This window comes from Actinocatenispora rupis (genome assembly GCF_016861975.1).
Taxonomy (GTDB): Bacteria; Actinomycetota; Actinomycetes; order Mycobacteriales; family Micromonosporaceae; genus Actinocatenispora; species Actinocatenispora rupis.
Window position 1 is genome coordinate 63,654 of the sequence record NZ_BOMB01000038.1, and the last position, 15,048, is coordinate 78,701.

At 71.5% G+C, this 15,048-nt stretch carries 11 protein-coding genes; 4 read left to right on the plus strand and 7 right to left on the minus strand.

The annotated features are described in order from the left end of the window. Window positions 1-36: 36 nt before the first annotated feature. Both Aru02nite_RS29645 and Aru02nite_RS29650 read left to right on the plus strand, forming a co-directional pair. Window positions 37-678 (plus strand): L-threonylcarbamoyladenylate synthase, encoded by a 642-nt coding sequence (locus Aru02nite_RS29645; protein WP_203663329.1) that lies wholly within the window; start codon window positions 37-39, stop codon window positions 676-678. A gap of 331 nt (window positions 679-1,009) precedes the next feature. Further along, the gene (locus tag Aru02nite_RS29650) at window positions 1,010-1,636 is read left to right on the plus strand and encodes an Rv0361 family membrane protein (protein WP_203663228.1); all 627 of its coding nucleotides are present in this window, start codon (window positions 1,010-1,012) and stop codon (window positions 1,634-1,636) included. Window positions 1,637-1,684: 48 nt separating this feature from the next. Here Aru02nite_RS29650 and Aru02nite_RS29655 read toward each other — a convergent pair whose 3' ends face one another. Both Aru02nite_RS29655 and Aru02nite_RS29660 read right to left on the minus strand, forming a co-directional pair. Then, complete coding sequence (locus Aru02nite_RS29655; protein WP_203663230.1) at window positions 1,685-3,844, minus strand: FUSC family protein; 2,160 nt, start codon at window positions 3,842-3,844, stop codon at window positions 1,685-1,687. Window positions 3,845-3,871: 27 nt separating this feature from the next. Further along, on the minus strand, window positions 3,872-5,368 hold the full coding sequence (locus tag Aru02nite_RS29660) for a potassium/proton antiporter (RefSeq protein ID WP_203663233.1): 1,497 nt from the start codon (window positions 5,366-5,368) through the stop codon (window positions 3,872-3,874). Between the two features lie 232 nt (window positions 5,369-5,600). Here Aru02nite_RS29660 and Aru02nite_RS29665 point away from each other — a divergent pair, with 232 nt between their 5' ends. Next, window positions 5,601-6,260, plus strand: coding sequence for an ACT domain-containing protein (locus Aru02nite_RS29665; protein ID WP_203663235.1), 660 nt, complete (start codon window positions 5,601-5,603; stop codon window positions 6,258-6,260). 182 nt (window positions 6,261-6,442) lie between these two features. Here Aru02nite_RS29665 and Aru02nite_RS29670 read toward each other — a convergent pair whose 3' ends face one another. After that, window positions 6,443-7,993: a S53 family peptidase gene (locus Aru02nite_RS29670; RefSeq protein WP_203663237.1), complete on the minus strand. Its 1,551-nt coding sequence runs from the start codon at window positions 7,991-7,993 to the stop codon at window positions 6,443-6,445. A 139-nt stretch (window positions 7,994-8,132) separates the two neighbouring features. Next, window positions 8,133-9,650 (minus strand): MDR family MFS transporter, encoded by a 1,518-nt coding sequence (locus tag Aru02nite_RS29675; RefSeq protein ID WP_203663239.1) that lies wholly within the window; start codon window positions 9,648-9,650, stop codon window positions 8,133-8,135. 325 nt (window positions 9,651-9,975) lie between these two features. Here Aru02nite_RS29675 and Aru02nite_RS29680 point away from each other — a divergent pair, with 325 nt between their 5' ends. Continuing rightward, on the plus strand, window positions 9,976-10,533 hold the full coding sequence (locus tag Aru02nite_RS29680; protein ID WP_203663241.1) for a TetR/AcrR family transcriptional regulator: 558 nt from the start codon (window positions 9,976-9,978) through the stop codon (window positions 10,531-10,533). Between the two features lie 87 nt (window positions 10,534-10,620). On the opposite strand, the gene Aru02nite_RS29685 is transcribed toward Aru02nite_RS29680, so the two are convergent. The 3 genes from Aru02nite_RS29685 to Aru02nite_RS29695 all read right to left on the minus strand — a co-directional run bounded on the left by Aru02nite_RS29685 (window position 10,621) and on the right by Aru02nite_RS29695 (window position 14,943). Next, window positions 10,621-13,215 (minus strand): MFS transporter, encoded by a 2,595-nt coding sequence (locus Aru02nite_RS29685; RefSeq protein WP_203663243.1) that lies wholly within the window; start codon window positions 13,213-13,215, stop codon window positions 10,621-10,623. Beyond that, a complete protein-coding gene (locus tag Aru02nite_RS29690; RefSeq protein WP_203663244.1) occupies window positions 13,212-13,748 on the minus strand; it encodes a MarR family winged helix-turn-helix transcriptional regulator in 537 nt (178 codons plus the stop codon). Before Aru02nite_RS29690 ends, Aru02nite_RS29685 begins: the two co-directional genes overlap by 4 nt. Before the next feature lie 130 nt (window positions 13,749-13,878). After that, window positions 13,879-14,943 carry an aldo/keto reductase gene (locus Aru02nite_RS29695; protein WP_203663246.1) on the minus strand — a complete coding sequence of 355 codons (1,065 nt, stop codon included), beginning with the start codon at window positions 14,941-14,943 and terminating at the stop codon, window positions 13,879-13,881. Window positions 14,944-15,048: the final 105 nt, after the last annotated feature.

Consider the following 15,048-nt stretch of genomic DNA (forward strand, 5'->3'; position numbering starts at 1 on the left):
CGTGAGGGCCCACGGCGTGGAAGACTCGCGGTCGTGATGCGCTACGACTGCCGCACCCTGGCCGAGCGGGACCAGGGCATCGCCGCCGCGGTGGAGGCCGTCAAGTCCGGCCAGCTCGTCGTCCTGCCCACCGGCACCATGTACGGGGTCGGCGCGAACGCGTTCGACGCCGACGCCGTCGCCGGGCTCCGTCGCCTCAAGGGCCACGGGCGGGACGTCGCGTCGCCGGTCATGGTCGGCTCCCAGCAGACCCTCGACGGTCTCGTACTCTCCCTGCCCCAGGCGGCGCGCGAGCTGGTCGAGGCGTTCTGGCCGGGCGAGCTCAGCATCATCGTCGAGCACGCGCCGAGCCTGTCCTGGGACATCGGCGACACCGACGGCACGTTCCTGGTGCGGCAGCCGCTGCACCCGGTGGCGCTGGAGCTGCTGCGCGAGACCGGGCCGATGGTCGTCGTCGGCGCGGCGCTCGCCGGCCAGACCCCGCCCACCACCGCCGAGCAGGCGCAGGAGCAGCTCGGCTCCGCGGTCAGCGTGTACCTGGAGGCCGGGCCGCACGGCGAGCCGGTGCCGTCGACGATCGTCGACTGCGCCGAGGACCCGCCGCTGCTGCTCCGGCCCGGCACCCTGACGTTCGAGACGCTGCGCGGCGTCGTACCGGAACTCTCGGAAAGTTCCTGACCCTGGCCTGTACCAGGCGGCACCCGTCGGCGACGATGGGTCCTCGGCCTCCCATCCCAGCTCGCGAACGGCGGAGAACGACGTGACGTACCCACCCGGTCAATACGGACAACCCGACCCGTACGGTCAGCAGCCCGGGTACGGCCAGCCCCAGCAGCCGTACGGCCAACCGCAACAGCCGTACGGGCAGCCGCCCGCCTCCGGCCAGCAGCCGTACGGGCAGCCGCCCGCCTCCGGCCAGCCCGCGTACGGTCAGCCCCCGGCCTCCGGCCAGCCGTACGGTCAGCCCGCGTCGGATCCGTACGGTCAGCCCGCGTACGGGCAGCCGCCGGTGTCGTCGCAGCCGGCCGACCCGTACGGGCAGCAGAGCGCCCCGCCCGGCTACGGCGCCCCGACCAGCGGCGCCGCCGGCTACGGCCAGCCCGGCTACGGCCAGCCGCAGCAGCCGGGCTTCGGCCAGCAGCCGGGGTACGGCCAGCCCGGGATGCCGCCGTACGGTGCGCCGCCGAAGAAGAAGTCCAACCTGCCGCTCGTCCTCGGCCTCGGTGGCGGCGGCGTCGCGCTGGTCATCGTCATCATCGTGGTCGCGGTGGTCGTGTTCAGCGGTGGCGGCGGGGCGAGCAGCCCGACCGACGCGGTCAGCACGTACCTGAACGCGGTGTTCAAGGACAAGGACGCCAGCGCGGCGAAGGACGTGCTGTGCGCCAAGGAGAAGAACACGACCGACGCCGACCCGGAGAAGGTCAGCGGCGAGATCGAGTCCGGCGCCGGTGGCAAGAGCGTCGACGTCACCTGGAGTACGCCGACCGAGTCGAGCCGCAGCGGTGACAACGCCGAGGTGAAGAACGTCCTGACGATGACGATCTCCGGCCAGGGCACCGACTTCGACACGACCTGGAAGGTCGTCAACGAGTCCGGCTGGAAGGTCTGCGACATGAACCTGGAGATGAAGAAGTAGCGGAAGCACCCGACAGCGGGTCCGTCCACACCGGGCGGGCCCGCTTCGTCACACCTGGCCCAGCGAACGGTCCGCCGGGGCCGGGCCGGTCGCGAGCTGCCGCGCCGCGCGTACCTCGGCGGCGATGGGGGCCAGTACCTCGTCGCGCGGGGTGGGGATCTCGTCCGGTGAACGCCGCTCCCGCAGCGCGGTCGCCAGGTCGCGCAGGTCCGCGACCAGCAGGTTCACCGAGTCGCTCGACGGCGGCCGCGGCCCACCGTCCGCGCCCCGCCGACCCGCCGGCGCGCCCTGCCGCGCCACGCCCTCCGCGCTCACCCGCGTACCCCCCGCCGCGGCCTCCGTCGGCTGTTCCCGCCCGTCGTCGTCCCCGGCCCGCTGCTCCTCGCCGGTACGGCGGCGCACGGCGGCCTGCGCGCGGGCCGCGTCCCGGGTACGGATGGCAACCTCGGTGACCGCGTCGACCGCCCGTTCGAGCTGCACGATCATCGGCCACCACGCCGCCGCCCGGGTACTCACCGGCGGTGGCTCGGCCAGCTTCTGCTGGAACGACGTGCGCACGTCCGACAGCGTCCGGTACGTGCGGCGGCGCTGCGCCCGGGCCGCGGACGTCTCCGCGCCGAACGCCTCCCGCAGGTACGTCGCGAGTTCGTCGACCGCGTCGGCGACCTGCGGGCCGAGGTGCACCCGCCACGTCTCCGGCCACAGCAGGTACCCGAAGACGAGGACGATCGCGCAGCCGGTGAGCGTGTCCAGCAGCCGGGTGACGACGATCTCCGGCCCCTGGTTGGCACCGAAGTCGACCAGGAGTACCGCGAGCGGGGTCAGGAAGATGGCGAACATGCCGTAGTTGCGGCCCATCACGATCGGCAGCAGCCCGGCGGCGACCGCGATGAACGGCAGCAGCCACGCGCCCTTCGGCACGACCACCAGCAGCCCGGCGCCGATGAGTACGCCGAGGAGGGTGCCGAGGCCGCGCTGCACCGCGCGGGCGAACACCGAGCCGAAGTCCGGCTTCAGCACGATCGCCACCGTCAACAGCACCCAGTACGAGCGTTCGAGGGGAAGCGCGCCGCGCAGGATCTCGGCGAGCGACATGCAGAGCACCAGCCGCACCGCGTACTGCCAGGTGGTGGGGCCGGTGAGGACCCGGTCGGTGAGGCGGATCAGGCGTTCGCGCGGGGTGGGCGGCAGCAGCGTCGTCTTCGCGGCCTCGTGGTCGGGCTTCAGGCGCTCGCGGACGTCGGCCATCCCGTTCCGCAGCGCCCGCAGCCGGTACGAGTCCGGGCTGCGCAGCGCGGCCGGCATCGGTGGCGGCGGCCGTTCCGCGCTGATCGCGTCCGCCACCGCCCGGATCCCCGCCGGTACGTCGGGCGGCACGCCGCGGCCGGAGTGCGCGATCGCGACGCTCGCCTCCACCACCGGTGTCGCCGCGTTGAGCAGCGCCGTCAGCTGCCGGAACGTCGGGTTGCGGCCGGCCGACCGGGACCGCCCCGACAGCAGCGCGTCGTACGCGGTGTTCATGGTGGTGGTGAGGCGTTGCCGGGCGTCGGCCATCCCGTCGGTACCGGTCGCGTCGAGCAGGTCGGCGACCCCGCGGTACACGTCGGCGACCGCCTCGCGCTCCGGCGTACGGGTGCCGCCGACGAGCGCGACGACCGTCGACAGCAGCATCGCCCACGCCGCGCCCACCAGGTACAGCACCGGCAGCAGCAGCGGCGGGAACGGGACGGTCAGCCCGGACGCGATCGACACGTACACGAGGAGTTGGAGGCCGGCCATCGACGTCGCCGCGTTGATCACCGACAGCAGCGCCGACGCCAGCGACGCCAGCGCCACCACCAACACGGACAACCATCCGGTACCGGCGGCCAGGTGCCCCAGGTACATGCCGACGGCGCCGGCGATCCCCGCACCGAGCTGGCGTACCAGGCGCATGCGGATCGGGCCGCCGCGGTCGGCGATCGACGCGGCCATCGCGCCCATCGCGGCGAACAGGCCGAGCGGCGGCTGGCCCACCGCGATGCCCACGGCCAGCGGGGTGGGGATCGCGACCGCCACCCGCACCACGTCTGGCCACGAGATCGCGGCCGGCTTCAACCGGACCAGTTCGACCATCCAGTCGGGGGCGGCCAGCTCGATCCGCTCCCGTACGCCGCGCACCGGCGCGTCCGCGTCGCTGGCCACGGTGTCCCCTCCGCGGTCGCCCATCCGGTGGTCCTCACCTCCCGTCCATGATCACAGAATCCGGCCGCGGGCGCGCCGCCAGCGGGCGCGCGGACCGTCCCGGCCGACCGCGCGCAGCCGCTGCTCCACCTCCGGCCGTACCCGGTGGGTGGTCATCACGAGCAGCTCGTCGCCGGCGCGTACCGGGGTGCGCTCGTGGGGTACGAACGCGCGGCCGGCGCGGACCACCATCGTGACCACGGCCGGGTCCGGCAGCCGCAGCTCCCAGATCTCCACGTTGCGCAGCCGGGACCGGGGCGAGACGACCACGTGAATCAGGTCCGCGTCCAGTACGTCCAGCGGCGCGGACTCCAGTTGCAGGTCGCGGGTCGGGTCGCGGGACACCAGCCCCAGCGCCCTCGCCACCGGCGCCAGCGTCGGCGCCTGTACCAGCGTGAACGCCACCACCAGGACGAACACGATGTTGAACAGCCGTTCGCTGCCCGACACCGCCGCCACCACCGGGAACGTCGCCAGTACGATCGGCACCGCGCCGCGCAGCCCCGCCCACGACAGCAGCGTCTGCTCCCGCCACGGCACCCGGAACGGCAGCAGCGACACCGCCACCGACGCCGGCCGCGCCACCAGCAGCAGTACCAGGCCGATCAGCAGCGCGGGGACGACCACCGCCGGCAGCTCGCCCGGCGACACCAGCAGCCCGAGCATCACGAACAGCCCGATCTGGGCGATCCAGCCCAGCCCCTCCGCGAACGACCGCACCGCCCGCCGGTGCGGCAACCCCGCGTTGCCGAGCACGATCGCCGCCAGGTACGCCGACAGGAAGCCGCTCGCGTGCACCGCACCCGCCGCCGCGAACGCCGCCAACCCCATCGTGAACGTGGCCAGCGGGTACAGGCCCGACGCCGGCAGCGACAACCGCCGCAGCCCGTACGCCCCGACCACGCCGAGGGCCAGCCCGATCACCGTGCCCGCCCCCAGCTCGTACGCCAGGTCGCGGAGGGCGGTGAGCGGCGTGTGCGCGGTGACCGGCACGCTGAACGCGAGTACCAGGATGACCGTCGGCGCGTCGTTGAAACCGGACTCCGCCTCCAGCAACCCGGACAACCGGGGCGGCAACGGCAGCGCCCGGAGTACGGAGAAGACGGCGGCGGCGTCGGTGGACGCCACCACCGCGCCGAGCAGCAGCGCGATCTGCAGCGACACCCCCAGCAGCAGCCACGCCCCGACCGCCGTCACCACGACGCTCACCACCACGCCGACCGTGGCGAGCGTCGCCGCACGCCCGAGTACGGGGCGGATCGTGTGCCAGTCCGTCGACAGGCCGCCGTCGATCAGGATCACCGCGAGCGCCGCGATCCCCAACGCCTGCGCCACCCGCGCGTCCGAGAACCGTACGCCGAGGCCGGATTCGCCCAACACCAACCCGATCCCCAGGTACGCCAGCAGTACCGGCAGACCCACCCGGCTCACCAGCCGCGCCGCCGCGATGCTCGCCACCACCACGAGCGCCGCGACGAGCAGCACCAGGTACAGCTCGTGCAGCGTCATGGAGGTCCCCTCGCCGTCGCGGTGAACCCACCGTACTGAGCGCGGGCCGTTCGTCCGGACGGAAACGACACCGTGCCGGTATGCGCGGATGGTCCGAACAGACGGTTCCGGACCCTCGTCACCGGCCGTAAATTCGAAGAAGGTCCGGCCGTGTCACGCGGCCGGAACGGCTCCGTAACAGCGCCTGGCGAGCATGCGTACGGCCGACACGGGCAGTGGGGAGGGAGCGTCGATGTTGACCAGGATGCGGATCAGGCTGCCGGACCGCCCCGGTGCGCTCGGCCGGGCCGCGGCCGCACTCGGCACCGTAGGAATCGACATCCACCAGGTGCAGGCCCTCGAACGCGCCGCCAACCGCGCCATCGTCGACCTCGTCGTCGCCCTGCCCGCCGCGATGCTCCCCGGCGCCGTCGCCCGGATCCTCGCCGAGATCCCCGGCGTACGCGTCGAAGGATCCTGGCAGACCAGCGACTCCCTCGACCTCGACACCGACATCGAAGTACTCGCCGAGACCGTCGCCAACCCCGGCCGCGCCCTGCACGTCCTCGTCGACGCCGCACCCAAACTCCTGCACGCCCACTGGGCCGCCGCCCTCGCCGTACCGGGCGGCGACGTCGTCCACGCCAGCTGGCGTACGCCCAAGATTGGGTCCGTCGAACTCGGCACCCTCCGGCCCCGCGCACTCACCGCACCCGACGGCAGCCGACTCGCGCTCGCGCCCCTCGGCAGCAGGTACGCCATCCTCGTCGGGCGGCGCAACGCTCCCCCGTTCCACCCCACCGAGCTGCGCAAACTGTCGGTCCTGGCGGACGCCACCGCCAGGGTACTCACGGGGGTGCCGGAGCAGCGGCGCGGCGGGCTGAGTCTGGTGAGGCCGTCGACGCAGGGGTGAGTGCGGGTCGGCGGGCGGCGGGGTGACGCCGATGGGCGGTACGACCGATCGTTGATCGATTGTCCAATCGTCTCATTGTTCAACTGTTGAATTGTTCAACTGTCCAATTGTTGAACAGTTGAACAGTTGAACAATGAGCCAGTACGAAACCGTGCGATCACCCCAAGCAACCGACCCCGTCGCTACACCGACCCGCCCAGTACGGCCCCCAACGCCGACCCGTCCGGTACTCCGAGCCCCGTGCACGCGTCCCACCCGGGCCCGGCCTGGTAATCGCCGTTGTCTCCGCTGACGACGTCCCGGAATCCGGGCGCGGCCGTACCCGGGGCGGCCTTCGCGTACAGCGCGGGTTGTGCCTGGCCGAACCGCTTTCCGGTCTGTTGTGCGATCCGGGCGAGGAGTGCGGCCCAGAGTGGCGCGACGGCGCTGGTCCCGCCGATGACGTACGACTTGCCGTCGACGAGTACCTGGTATCCGGTGGCGGGGTCGGCGTTGGCGGCGACGTCGGGTATGCCGCGCCCGGTGCCGCCGCCGGCCCCGGTGGGTACGCCGGCGTTGGCCTGCCAGGTGGGCTGGTCGAACGTGTCGCTGATGCCGCCGCCGGTGGCGCCGCCTTGCGCGCCGCCGTTCCAGACGGTTTCGGAGGTGACGGTGCCGGTGGTGGGGTCGGCGGTGAGGCTGGTGCCGCCGCAGGCGAGTACGTGGGGGCTGGAGGCGGGGAAGTCGGTGTGGGGTTTGCCGTCGGTGGCCCCGTCGGAGCTGCCGTTGTCGCCGGAGGCGGCGGTGACGGTGACGCCGAGGGCGCCGGCGTCGGAGAGTACGGCGTCGAAGCTGGTGCGGGCCTGCGCGCTCCAGGAGTCTTCGCTGGCGCCCCAGGAGATGCTGACGGCGATGGGGCTGGGGTCGGCGTGGATGGCCTGGCTGAGCGCGTCGAGGAAGCCCTGGTCGGTGTTGGGCGCGAAGTAGACGGTCTGGTGGGCGCCGGGTGCGAGGCCGCCGACGACTTCGATGTCGAGGAGCACTTCGCCGTCCGCGCCGTTGGGGTCTCCTCCGGGTACGTTCTTGCCGCCGTCGACGCCGACCGCGGTGACGGTGGGTGTGGCGATGCCGAGGCCGCGGAAGTACGTGTCGAGGTCGGTCTGGCCGAAGCCGCCGCCGAGTTCGATGATGGCGACGGTCTGCCCGGTCCCGTCGGTACCGTCGGGGAACTTGTAGATGGCGCCGAGCTGCGGCGGGGTGTACGAGACCTGTCCGGCGGCGGCCGCGGCGACGCGGTGCCGGGTGCGCGCCTGTGGCCGGTCGTCGAGTCCGAGTACGGCGAGGACGACGTCGGCGAGTTCGGCGGGCATCCGCAGTTCGCCTTCCCGGTGCCGGTACTCGACGGTCCTCCCGCCGTACGGTGCGCTCACCTGGGTGAGTTGGGCGCCGAACACGTCGGCGAGGGTTCCGACGGGCCCGCTGACCTTGACCAGCCGGGTACGCGCGTCGGCGGAGTCGACCGTCAGTCCGTGCGCGGTGAGTACGCGGGTGACGAGGTCGATGTCGGCGGGGGCCGCACCGTACCGGTCGGCGAACTCGGCGCGGGAGACGATGCTGGGGCCCTCGACGAGGTCACCGGGCAGGTCGGCGCGCCGGCGCAGGACGAGGGTGATCTGGACGCGGGCGGCGGTGTCGAGGGGGCCGCTGGGTGTGGTGTCGGCCGTGGCGTACCGCCGGCTTCCGGGAACCGTCACAAAGCTCTCATCAGGCATGGATGCATCATGCCGCGGGCTTCGTCACCACGCCATACCCGTATCACCGCGGAGGGTGACCAGACGCCGGTGTGCGGCGACCCGCCCCCACAGGTCGCCGCACACCGCTTTCCGGGAACCGTCAGGCCGCTGCCGGCTCCGGCTCCCGCTCCCGTACCGGCTCGGGGGTCGGCGCCGACCCGCGCAGCGGTACCTGCTTCACCAGCCAGGCCAGCAGGAACACCAGCGCCGCGGCCGGCAGTGCCCACCAGAACACCGACCCCATCGCCCCGCTGAACGCGTGCAGGTACGCGTCGTGCACCGCCGACGGCATCTTCGCCAGTACCTCGGGGGTCAGGCGCGAACCGCCGGACGTCAGCTTCTCCGCGGCGGCCGGGCCGAGCCGGTCGGTGAGCCCGGCGGTCATCCGCGAGGTCAGGATCGCCCCGAACACCGCCGTACCGAACGAGCCGCCGATCGACCGGAAGAACGTGACCGCGCTCGACGCGGCGCCCATGTCCTTCAGTTCGACGCTGTTCTGCGACACGGTCATCAGCGTCTGCATCATCGCGCCCATGCCGAGGCCGAGCGGCACCATGAGCGCGCCGCCGAGTACCCGGCCGGTGTCGAGGCCGAGCTGGGTCAGGGCGAGCAGCCCGACGACCATCAGCGCACCGCCCACGATCGGGAACATCCGGTACTTCCCGGTCCGCGTGATGATCTGCCCGGAGACGAGGCTGACCGCGACCATGCCGAGCATCAGCGGCAGCAGTGCCAGGCCGCTCATCGTCGCCGAGTCCCCCAACACCATCTGCTGGTACTGCGGCAGTACGAGCGTCGCGCCGAACATGGTGAAGCCGACAAGGAAGCCGAGTACGGAGACGACGGCGAAGTTCCGGTTCCGGAACAGCCACAGCGGCACGATCGGCTCGGCCGCCTTCCGTTCCACCAGGACGAACCCGGCCAGCGCGAGTACGGAGACCACGCCGAGCCCGGCGATCTGCGTCGAACCCCACGCGTACTGGCTGCCGCCCCAGGTGGTGATCAGGACGAGCGCGCCGACGCCGAGGGCGAGCAGCGCCGCGCCGAGGTAGTCGACCCGGTGGCTGGTACGCAGCCGCGGCAGCTTCAGGGTGGCGACGATCATCGCGACGGCGACGACCCCGACCGGCAGGTTCACGTAGAACGCCCAGCGCCAGCTCAGGTGGTCGGTGATGAAGCCGCCGAGCAGCGGCCCGCCGATCATCGCGAGCGGCATGATCGCCGCCATCAGCCCCTGGTACTTTCCGCGTTCGCGCGGCGGCACCAGTACGCCCATGATCGACATGGCGCCGACCATCAGGCCGCCCGCACCGAGGCCCTGGAACGCGCGGAACGCGATCAGCCCGGTCATCGACGTCGCCATCCCGGACAGCGCCGAGCCGGCGAGGAAGAGCCCGATGGCGCTGAGGTAGACGCCCTTCTGCCCGTACAGGTCGCCGAGCTTGCCCCAGATCGGCGTGGTCACGGTGGCCGCCAGCAGGTACGCGGTGACGACCCAGGAGTAGTGCGAGAGCCCGCCGAGGTCGCCGACGATCCGCGGCAGGGCGGTGTTGACGATCATCTGGTCGAGCATGGCCAGCAGCATCGCGAGCATGACGCCCGTCAGCACCAGGTACATGCGGCGGCGGGTCGGCGGCCCTCCGTCTCCGGTTCTTGACTGGGCGTGTGTGGCGACGTGCCGGCTGGGGGTGTGCTGCTGAGATTCCACGGGTACGCTCCCTCTCAGAGACCGAGTTTTACTTGCCGGCCGACTAGTGGACCTACTAGCCGTACGGTAAGCTGATTACTAGCCGGCCGTCAAGTAAGCACGTGGGTGAACGGGAGCACATCGGACCAGTGGGCGAGCGTCAGCGAGCGAACCAGAGAGCACAGCGCCTCGTGCCTGGTCGGAGCGAAGCGGAGAGCAGGAATGAGCGCAGCACGGAGCCACCGACGGAGTGCCGATGAGCACGCGTGAACGATCCAGCGGGGACACCCGGACGCGCATCCAGCAGGTGGCGCTCGACCTGTTCGCCGAGCGTGGGTACGAGAAGACCGCCCTGCGCGAGATCGCCGAGGAGCTCGGCGTCACCAAGGCGGCGCTCTACTACCACTTCAAGACGAAGGAAGACATCGTCCGCAGCATCTTCACCGACTCTGCGGAGCAGATCGACGAGCTGATCGAGTGGGCGAAGACCCAGCCGCCCGGCATCGAGACCCGCCGCGAGGTCGTCCGGCGGTACGCGGCGCTCATGGGCAGCAACCACAAGCTCATCCGGTTCATGCACGAGAACCAGCCGGGCCTGCGCGACCTGTCCATCGGCGAGACGATGAAGAACCGGATGCTCGGCCTCTTCCAAGTACTGTCCGACGACGACGCGCCGCTCGCCGACCAGCTCCGCGCCCGCCTCGCCGTGTTCTCCATCGGCGCGAGCTTCTTCGCCCTGCGCGACAAGGAACTCTCCGACGAGGAGCTGCGCCAGGCGTCACTCGACGTCGCGCTCGACCTCATCCGTCGCTGAACCGGCCGCGCCACCGCGCGACGGGCCACGGACACGAAAACGGCGCCCCGGCTGATGGCCGGGGCGCCGCTTCGTTGGGTGCCGGACTCAGTAGTCGTGGCTGAGCCGGACGTCGTGCTCGTACCGCTCGCCGACGGTCAGCGACAGCTTCGACTCGACCGGCGCGTACCCGGAGGAGACGATGACGTAGTCGCCCTCCGGCACCTCGGTGAACGCGTACCGGCCGGCGTCGTCGGTGGTGGTCGACGCGATCTCCCGACCCTCCGGCGTACGCAGGCTGACCCGGGCGTCCGCGATCGGACGCTGGTCCTTGGACCGCGCCGTCCCGCGGAGCTGGGCGCCGCCGGACAGCTCGACGTCCTGCCGCACCCGGCCCGTCTCGGGCACCGACACCAGCAGCGCCAGCGGCTGGTACGACGGCGCGCTCACGGCCAGCGTGTACGACCCCGCGACCAGCTCACCGAACTCGTACTGCCCGGCGACGTCGGTGCCCTTCGAGCCGATGACCTGGCCCTCGGCGTCGGCCAGGATGACCGTCGCGCCGGCGATCGCCTTCCCACCGGTACGCCGGACCGCGCCGACGAGGCCCCCGGAACCGGCCAGCAGCAGGTCCAGATCGACCGGGTTGCCGTTGACCGAGACCATCGTCGCCTGCGGCTGGTGCGCCCGGGCCCGGGCGATCAGCACGTAGTTGCCGGGGTGCTCCACCGCGATCTGGTACGTGCCGTCCTCGGCGCTCTGTCCGCGCCCGATCTGCGATCCGGCCGGGTCGATCAGGGTCAGCGCGGCCGCACCGACCGGACTGCCGCCCTGCTGCCGCACGTACCCCCGGATCGGGGTGCCGATGAGCGGCGTGACGGGCCCCGGCAGCGGTGGCTCCGCGAGCGGCTCCGGCGGTACTGCATCGACAGGCGCCTCCGCCGCAGCGGGCGCGGCGTGCCGGCCACCCTCCGCGGACTCGGCCGCAGCCGCAGCGGGTGCGGACTTGGCGGCCTCGCTGCTCGCCTGCGCGGCGATCCCGGACTGCATCCGCAGCGGAACTTCCTTGGTGAACAGGAACAGGATGAACGCGATCACCGCGACGCCGGCGGCGAGCAGGAACACCAGGTCCATCGAGTTCGAGAAGCCGACCAGGAACGGTCGGGCCAACCGGCCGTCGATCCGGGACAGGAACGACGAGTCCTGCATGACCTGCGACGCCGCCTCCTTGGGGTGCTGGAGCATCCACATCGTGTCCTTGTTGTGGACGATGCTCGGGTCACCCCGCTTGGCGCCCGCGGCGACCTCCGCGATGCCCTGCTGGATCGACTTCTGCTTGAACGCGTTGCCGATCTTGTCGCCGACCGTGCTGAACAGCACCGACAGGAACACCGCGGTACCCAGCGTGCCGCCCATCGACCGGAAGAACGTGCTCGACGCCGACGCGACGCCCATGTCCTTCGGCTCCGCCGCGTTCTGTACGGCGAGGGTCAGGGTCTGCATGCAGTTACCGAGGCCGAGGCCCAGCAGACCCATGTAGATGTCGACCTGCCACAGCGGCGTGTCCGCGCCGATGTAGTGCAGCAGGAACAGGGCGCCGATCATCATCGCGGTACCGATGATCGGGAAGATCTTGTACCGCCCGGTCCGCGAGGTGATCTGGCCGGACACGATCGAGCCGAGCATCATTCCGCCGACCATCGGCAGCATGAGGAAGCCGGACTTGGTCGGCGACGCCCCGTGCACGATCTGCAGGTACTGCGGCAGGATCGCGATCCCGCCGAACATCGCCATGCCGACGACCAGGCCGGACACCGACATCAGCGCGATGACCGGGTTACGGAACAGCCGCAGCGGGATCAGCGCGTCGTCCTTCGCCCACTTCTCGGCGAGGATGAACAGCAGGATGCCGACGCCACCGATCACGTAGCAGCCGATCGACCTCGTCGAACTCCAGCCCCACTCCCGGCCCTGCTCCGCCACGATCAGCAGCGGCACCAGGCCGACGATCAGCGTCGCCGCGCCCGGGAAGTCGATCCGGTGCCGGCGCGCCGCGTGCGGCACGTTCAGCACCTTGGTGACGACGATCATCGCGATGACCGCGATCGGCACGTTCACCAGGAACACCCAGCGCCAGCCGTCGATGCCGAGGATCGAGCCCTGGCCGGCGAAGAAGCCGCCCAGTACCGGACCCAGCACGCTCGACGTACCGAACACCGCCAGGAAGTAGCCCTGGTACTTGGCCCGCTCGCGCGGCGACACGATGTCACCGATGATCGCGAACGCCAGCGCCATCAGGCCACCGCCGCCGAGGCCCTGGAACGCGCGGAACGCGGCCAGCTCGTACATGGAGGTGGCGAACGTGCAGGCGATCGAGCCGACGATGAAGATGACGATCGCGGCCAGGAAGAACGGCTTCCGGCCGTACATGTCCGACAGCTTCCCGTACAGCGGGGTCGCGATCGTGGACGTGATCAGGTACGCCGTGGTGGCCCACGCCTGCTGGTCGAGCCCGTGCAGGTCGTCGGCGATCGTACGGATCGCGGTGCCGACGATGGTCTGGTCGAGCGCGGCCAGGAACATGCCGAGCATCAGGCCGATCAGGATCGCCATGATCTGCCGGTGACTCATTGCGCCACCGGCGACCGGTGGCGCTGTCGGGGACGCCGCCTTCGGCTCCGCGGCGACAGCGGTGTGACTCATCCGACCTTCTCTCCCCGTTGCTGTGTCGTCGTGCCGCCTTCGCCCTGGGCGCGCGGCAGGTAGTCCTCGAAGTCGTTGTTGAACCGGTCGAGCAGCTCGACCAGTTGGTGCCGGTCGTCGGCGGGCCAGCGCGACAGGATCCGCGCCATGTGCTCGTTCCGCCGGTCCCGGATGCGTTCGTAGATGTGCACGCCGGCGTCGGTGGCGGCGAGCAGGAAGGCGCGCCCGTCCTCGGGGTCCTGGGTCCGCTCGACCCAGCCCTGTTTGACGAGCGCCGTGACCTGTCGACTGATCGTCGAGATGTCGGAGTGCACGGCCTCGGCCAGCGCGGTGGTGCGCTGCGGGCCCTCGGTCACGAGCCGCCAGAGCAGCACGTAACCGACCTTCTCGATGCCCTCCTTGTACACCTCGGGAAGGTGGGTGTGGTTGCGGCCCACCAGGCGGAGGAACCGGACGAGCTGATCGCCGAGGCGGTCGGCCAGCGTGAGTTCCTCGTCGTCGGGTGGAGCCGCCGGTGCAGACGAACCGGACACGGATCTCCAAACCCTGCGCAGCGCGCGGTCATCCGAGGATGATTAGTTGGTCCCTACAAGCATGTGTTTTGAACCGGCCGGACGGCAAGTCAGTTTGCTGTGACGAAGACCCCAATTACTTGCCGGCCGGTCAATTCGCCCCCGCCTCACCGTACGCCACGCCCAGGGTCGCGGTGATCTCGGCCCGCTCCGCCGCCGACAGCTCCAGCGACCCGGCCGCCGCGTTCGACTCCAGCTGCGCGATCCCCGAACTCGACGGGATCTGCGGGCCCATCCCCGGCAGGGACAGCAGGTACGCCAGGGTGAGCTGGCTGATCGACACCTCGCGCGCCGCCGCCAGCCGGCCCAGCGCACGCACCCGCTCGACCGTCGCCGGCTCGGGCAGGTCGCCCTCGTCGTGCAGCCGGTCCCCCGACCCGACCCGCGCCGGATCCAGGTACCGGTCGGTCAGCAGCCCGCGCGCCAGCGGACTGAACGGCACGTACGCCACGCCGTGGGCCGCCGCGTACGCCAGGGTGCCGCGGTCGGCGTCGCGCTCGCCGAACAGCGGGTTGTACCGGTTCTGTACGGCGACCGGGCGGACCCGGCGTGACAGCGTGCCCGCCACCCGCAGGTACTCGGAGAGCTCGGCGACGCCGACGTTGGAGACCGCGAGGTAGCGCACCAGACCCTGGCGGACCAGATCCTCGACGGTTTCGAGGCTCTCCTCGACCGGCACCAGCGGGTCGGGGCGGTGGAAGTAGAGCAGGTCGACGTGGTCGGTACGGAGCCGCTCCAGGCTGGCCTGCACCGAGTCGAGGATGTTGGTGCGGGACAGGCCGCAGTGGTTGGGGGTGCGGCCGTCCATCGCTCCGCACAGCTTCGTCGCGAGCACCACGTCGCGCCGGCTGCCCGGGTGCGCGGCGAACCAGCGGCCGATCAGCCGCTCCGAGTTGCCCGACGAGTCGTTGTACCGGTTCGCGGTGTCCCAGAACGTCACGCCCAGCTCGATCGCCCGGTCGAGCATCGCGTACGCCGTGGGCTCGTCGACGCGCGCGCCGTCCCCCGTCGCCGGCAGGCCGAACTTCCACGTGCCGAGGCCGATCGCCGACGCGCGCAGCCCGGACGCCCCCACGTACCGGAAGGGCATGCCGTGGAAGTCGTCGATGCGGAACGGCAGGCCGTACAGCTCGGGGGTGGGGGTGAGGTGGTCCATGACGTCCTCTCGGAGCCGCGACTGGCACCGGCACCGTACCGCCGGGCACCGACAACGCCGCGGCGCCCGTACTGATCTCCGAAACCCTGCAGGGTTGCGGCACCG

Bases quoted from the DNA above. Each gene is read 5' to 3' on its own strand.
- Aru02nite_RS29660 (WP_203663233.1), bottom strand. From the start codon at position 5,368: ATGACGCTGCACGAGCTGTACCTGGTGCTGCTCGTCGCGGCGCTCGTG.
- Aru02nite_RS29665 (WP_203663235.1), top strand. From the start codon at position 5,601: ATGTTGACCAGGATGCGGATCAGGCTGCCGGACCGCCCCGGTGCGCTC.
- Aru02nite_RS29695 (WP_203663246.1), bottom strand. From the start codon at position 14,943: ATGGACCACCTCACCCCCACCCCCGAGCTGTACGGCCTGCCGTTCCGC.
- Aru02nite_RS29685 (WP_203663243.1), bottom strand. From the start codon at position 13,215: ATGAGTCACACCGCTGTCGCCGCGGAGCCGAAGGCGGCGTCCCCGACA.
- Aru02nite_RS29645 (WP_203663329.1), top strand. From the start codon at position 37: ATGCGCTACGACTGCCGCACCCTGGCCGAGCGGGACCAGGGCATCGCC.
- Aru02nite_RS29680 (WP_203663241.1), top strand. From the start codon at position 9,976: ATGAGCACGCGTGAACGATCCAGCGGGGACACCCGGACGCGCATCCAG.
- Aru02nite_RS29655 (WP_203663230.1), bottom strand. From the start codon at position 3,844: ATGGGCGACCGCGGAGGGGACACCGTGGCCAGCGACGCGGACGCGCCG.
- Aru02nite_RS29675 (WP_203663239.1), bottom strand. From the start codon at position 9,650: ATGTACCTGGTGCTGACGGGCGTCATGCTCGCGATGCTGCTGGCCATG.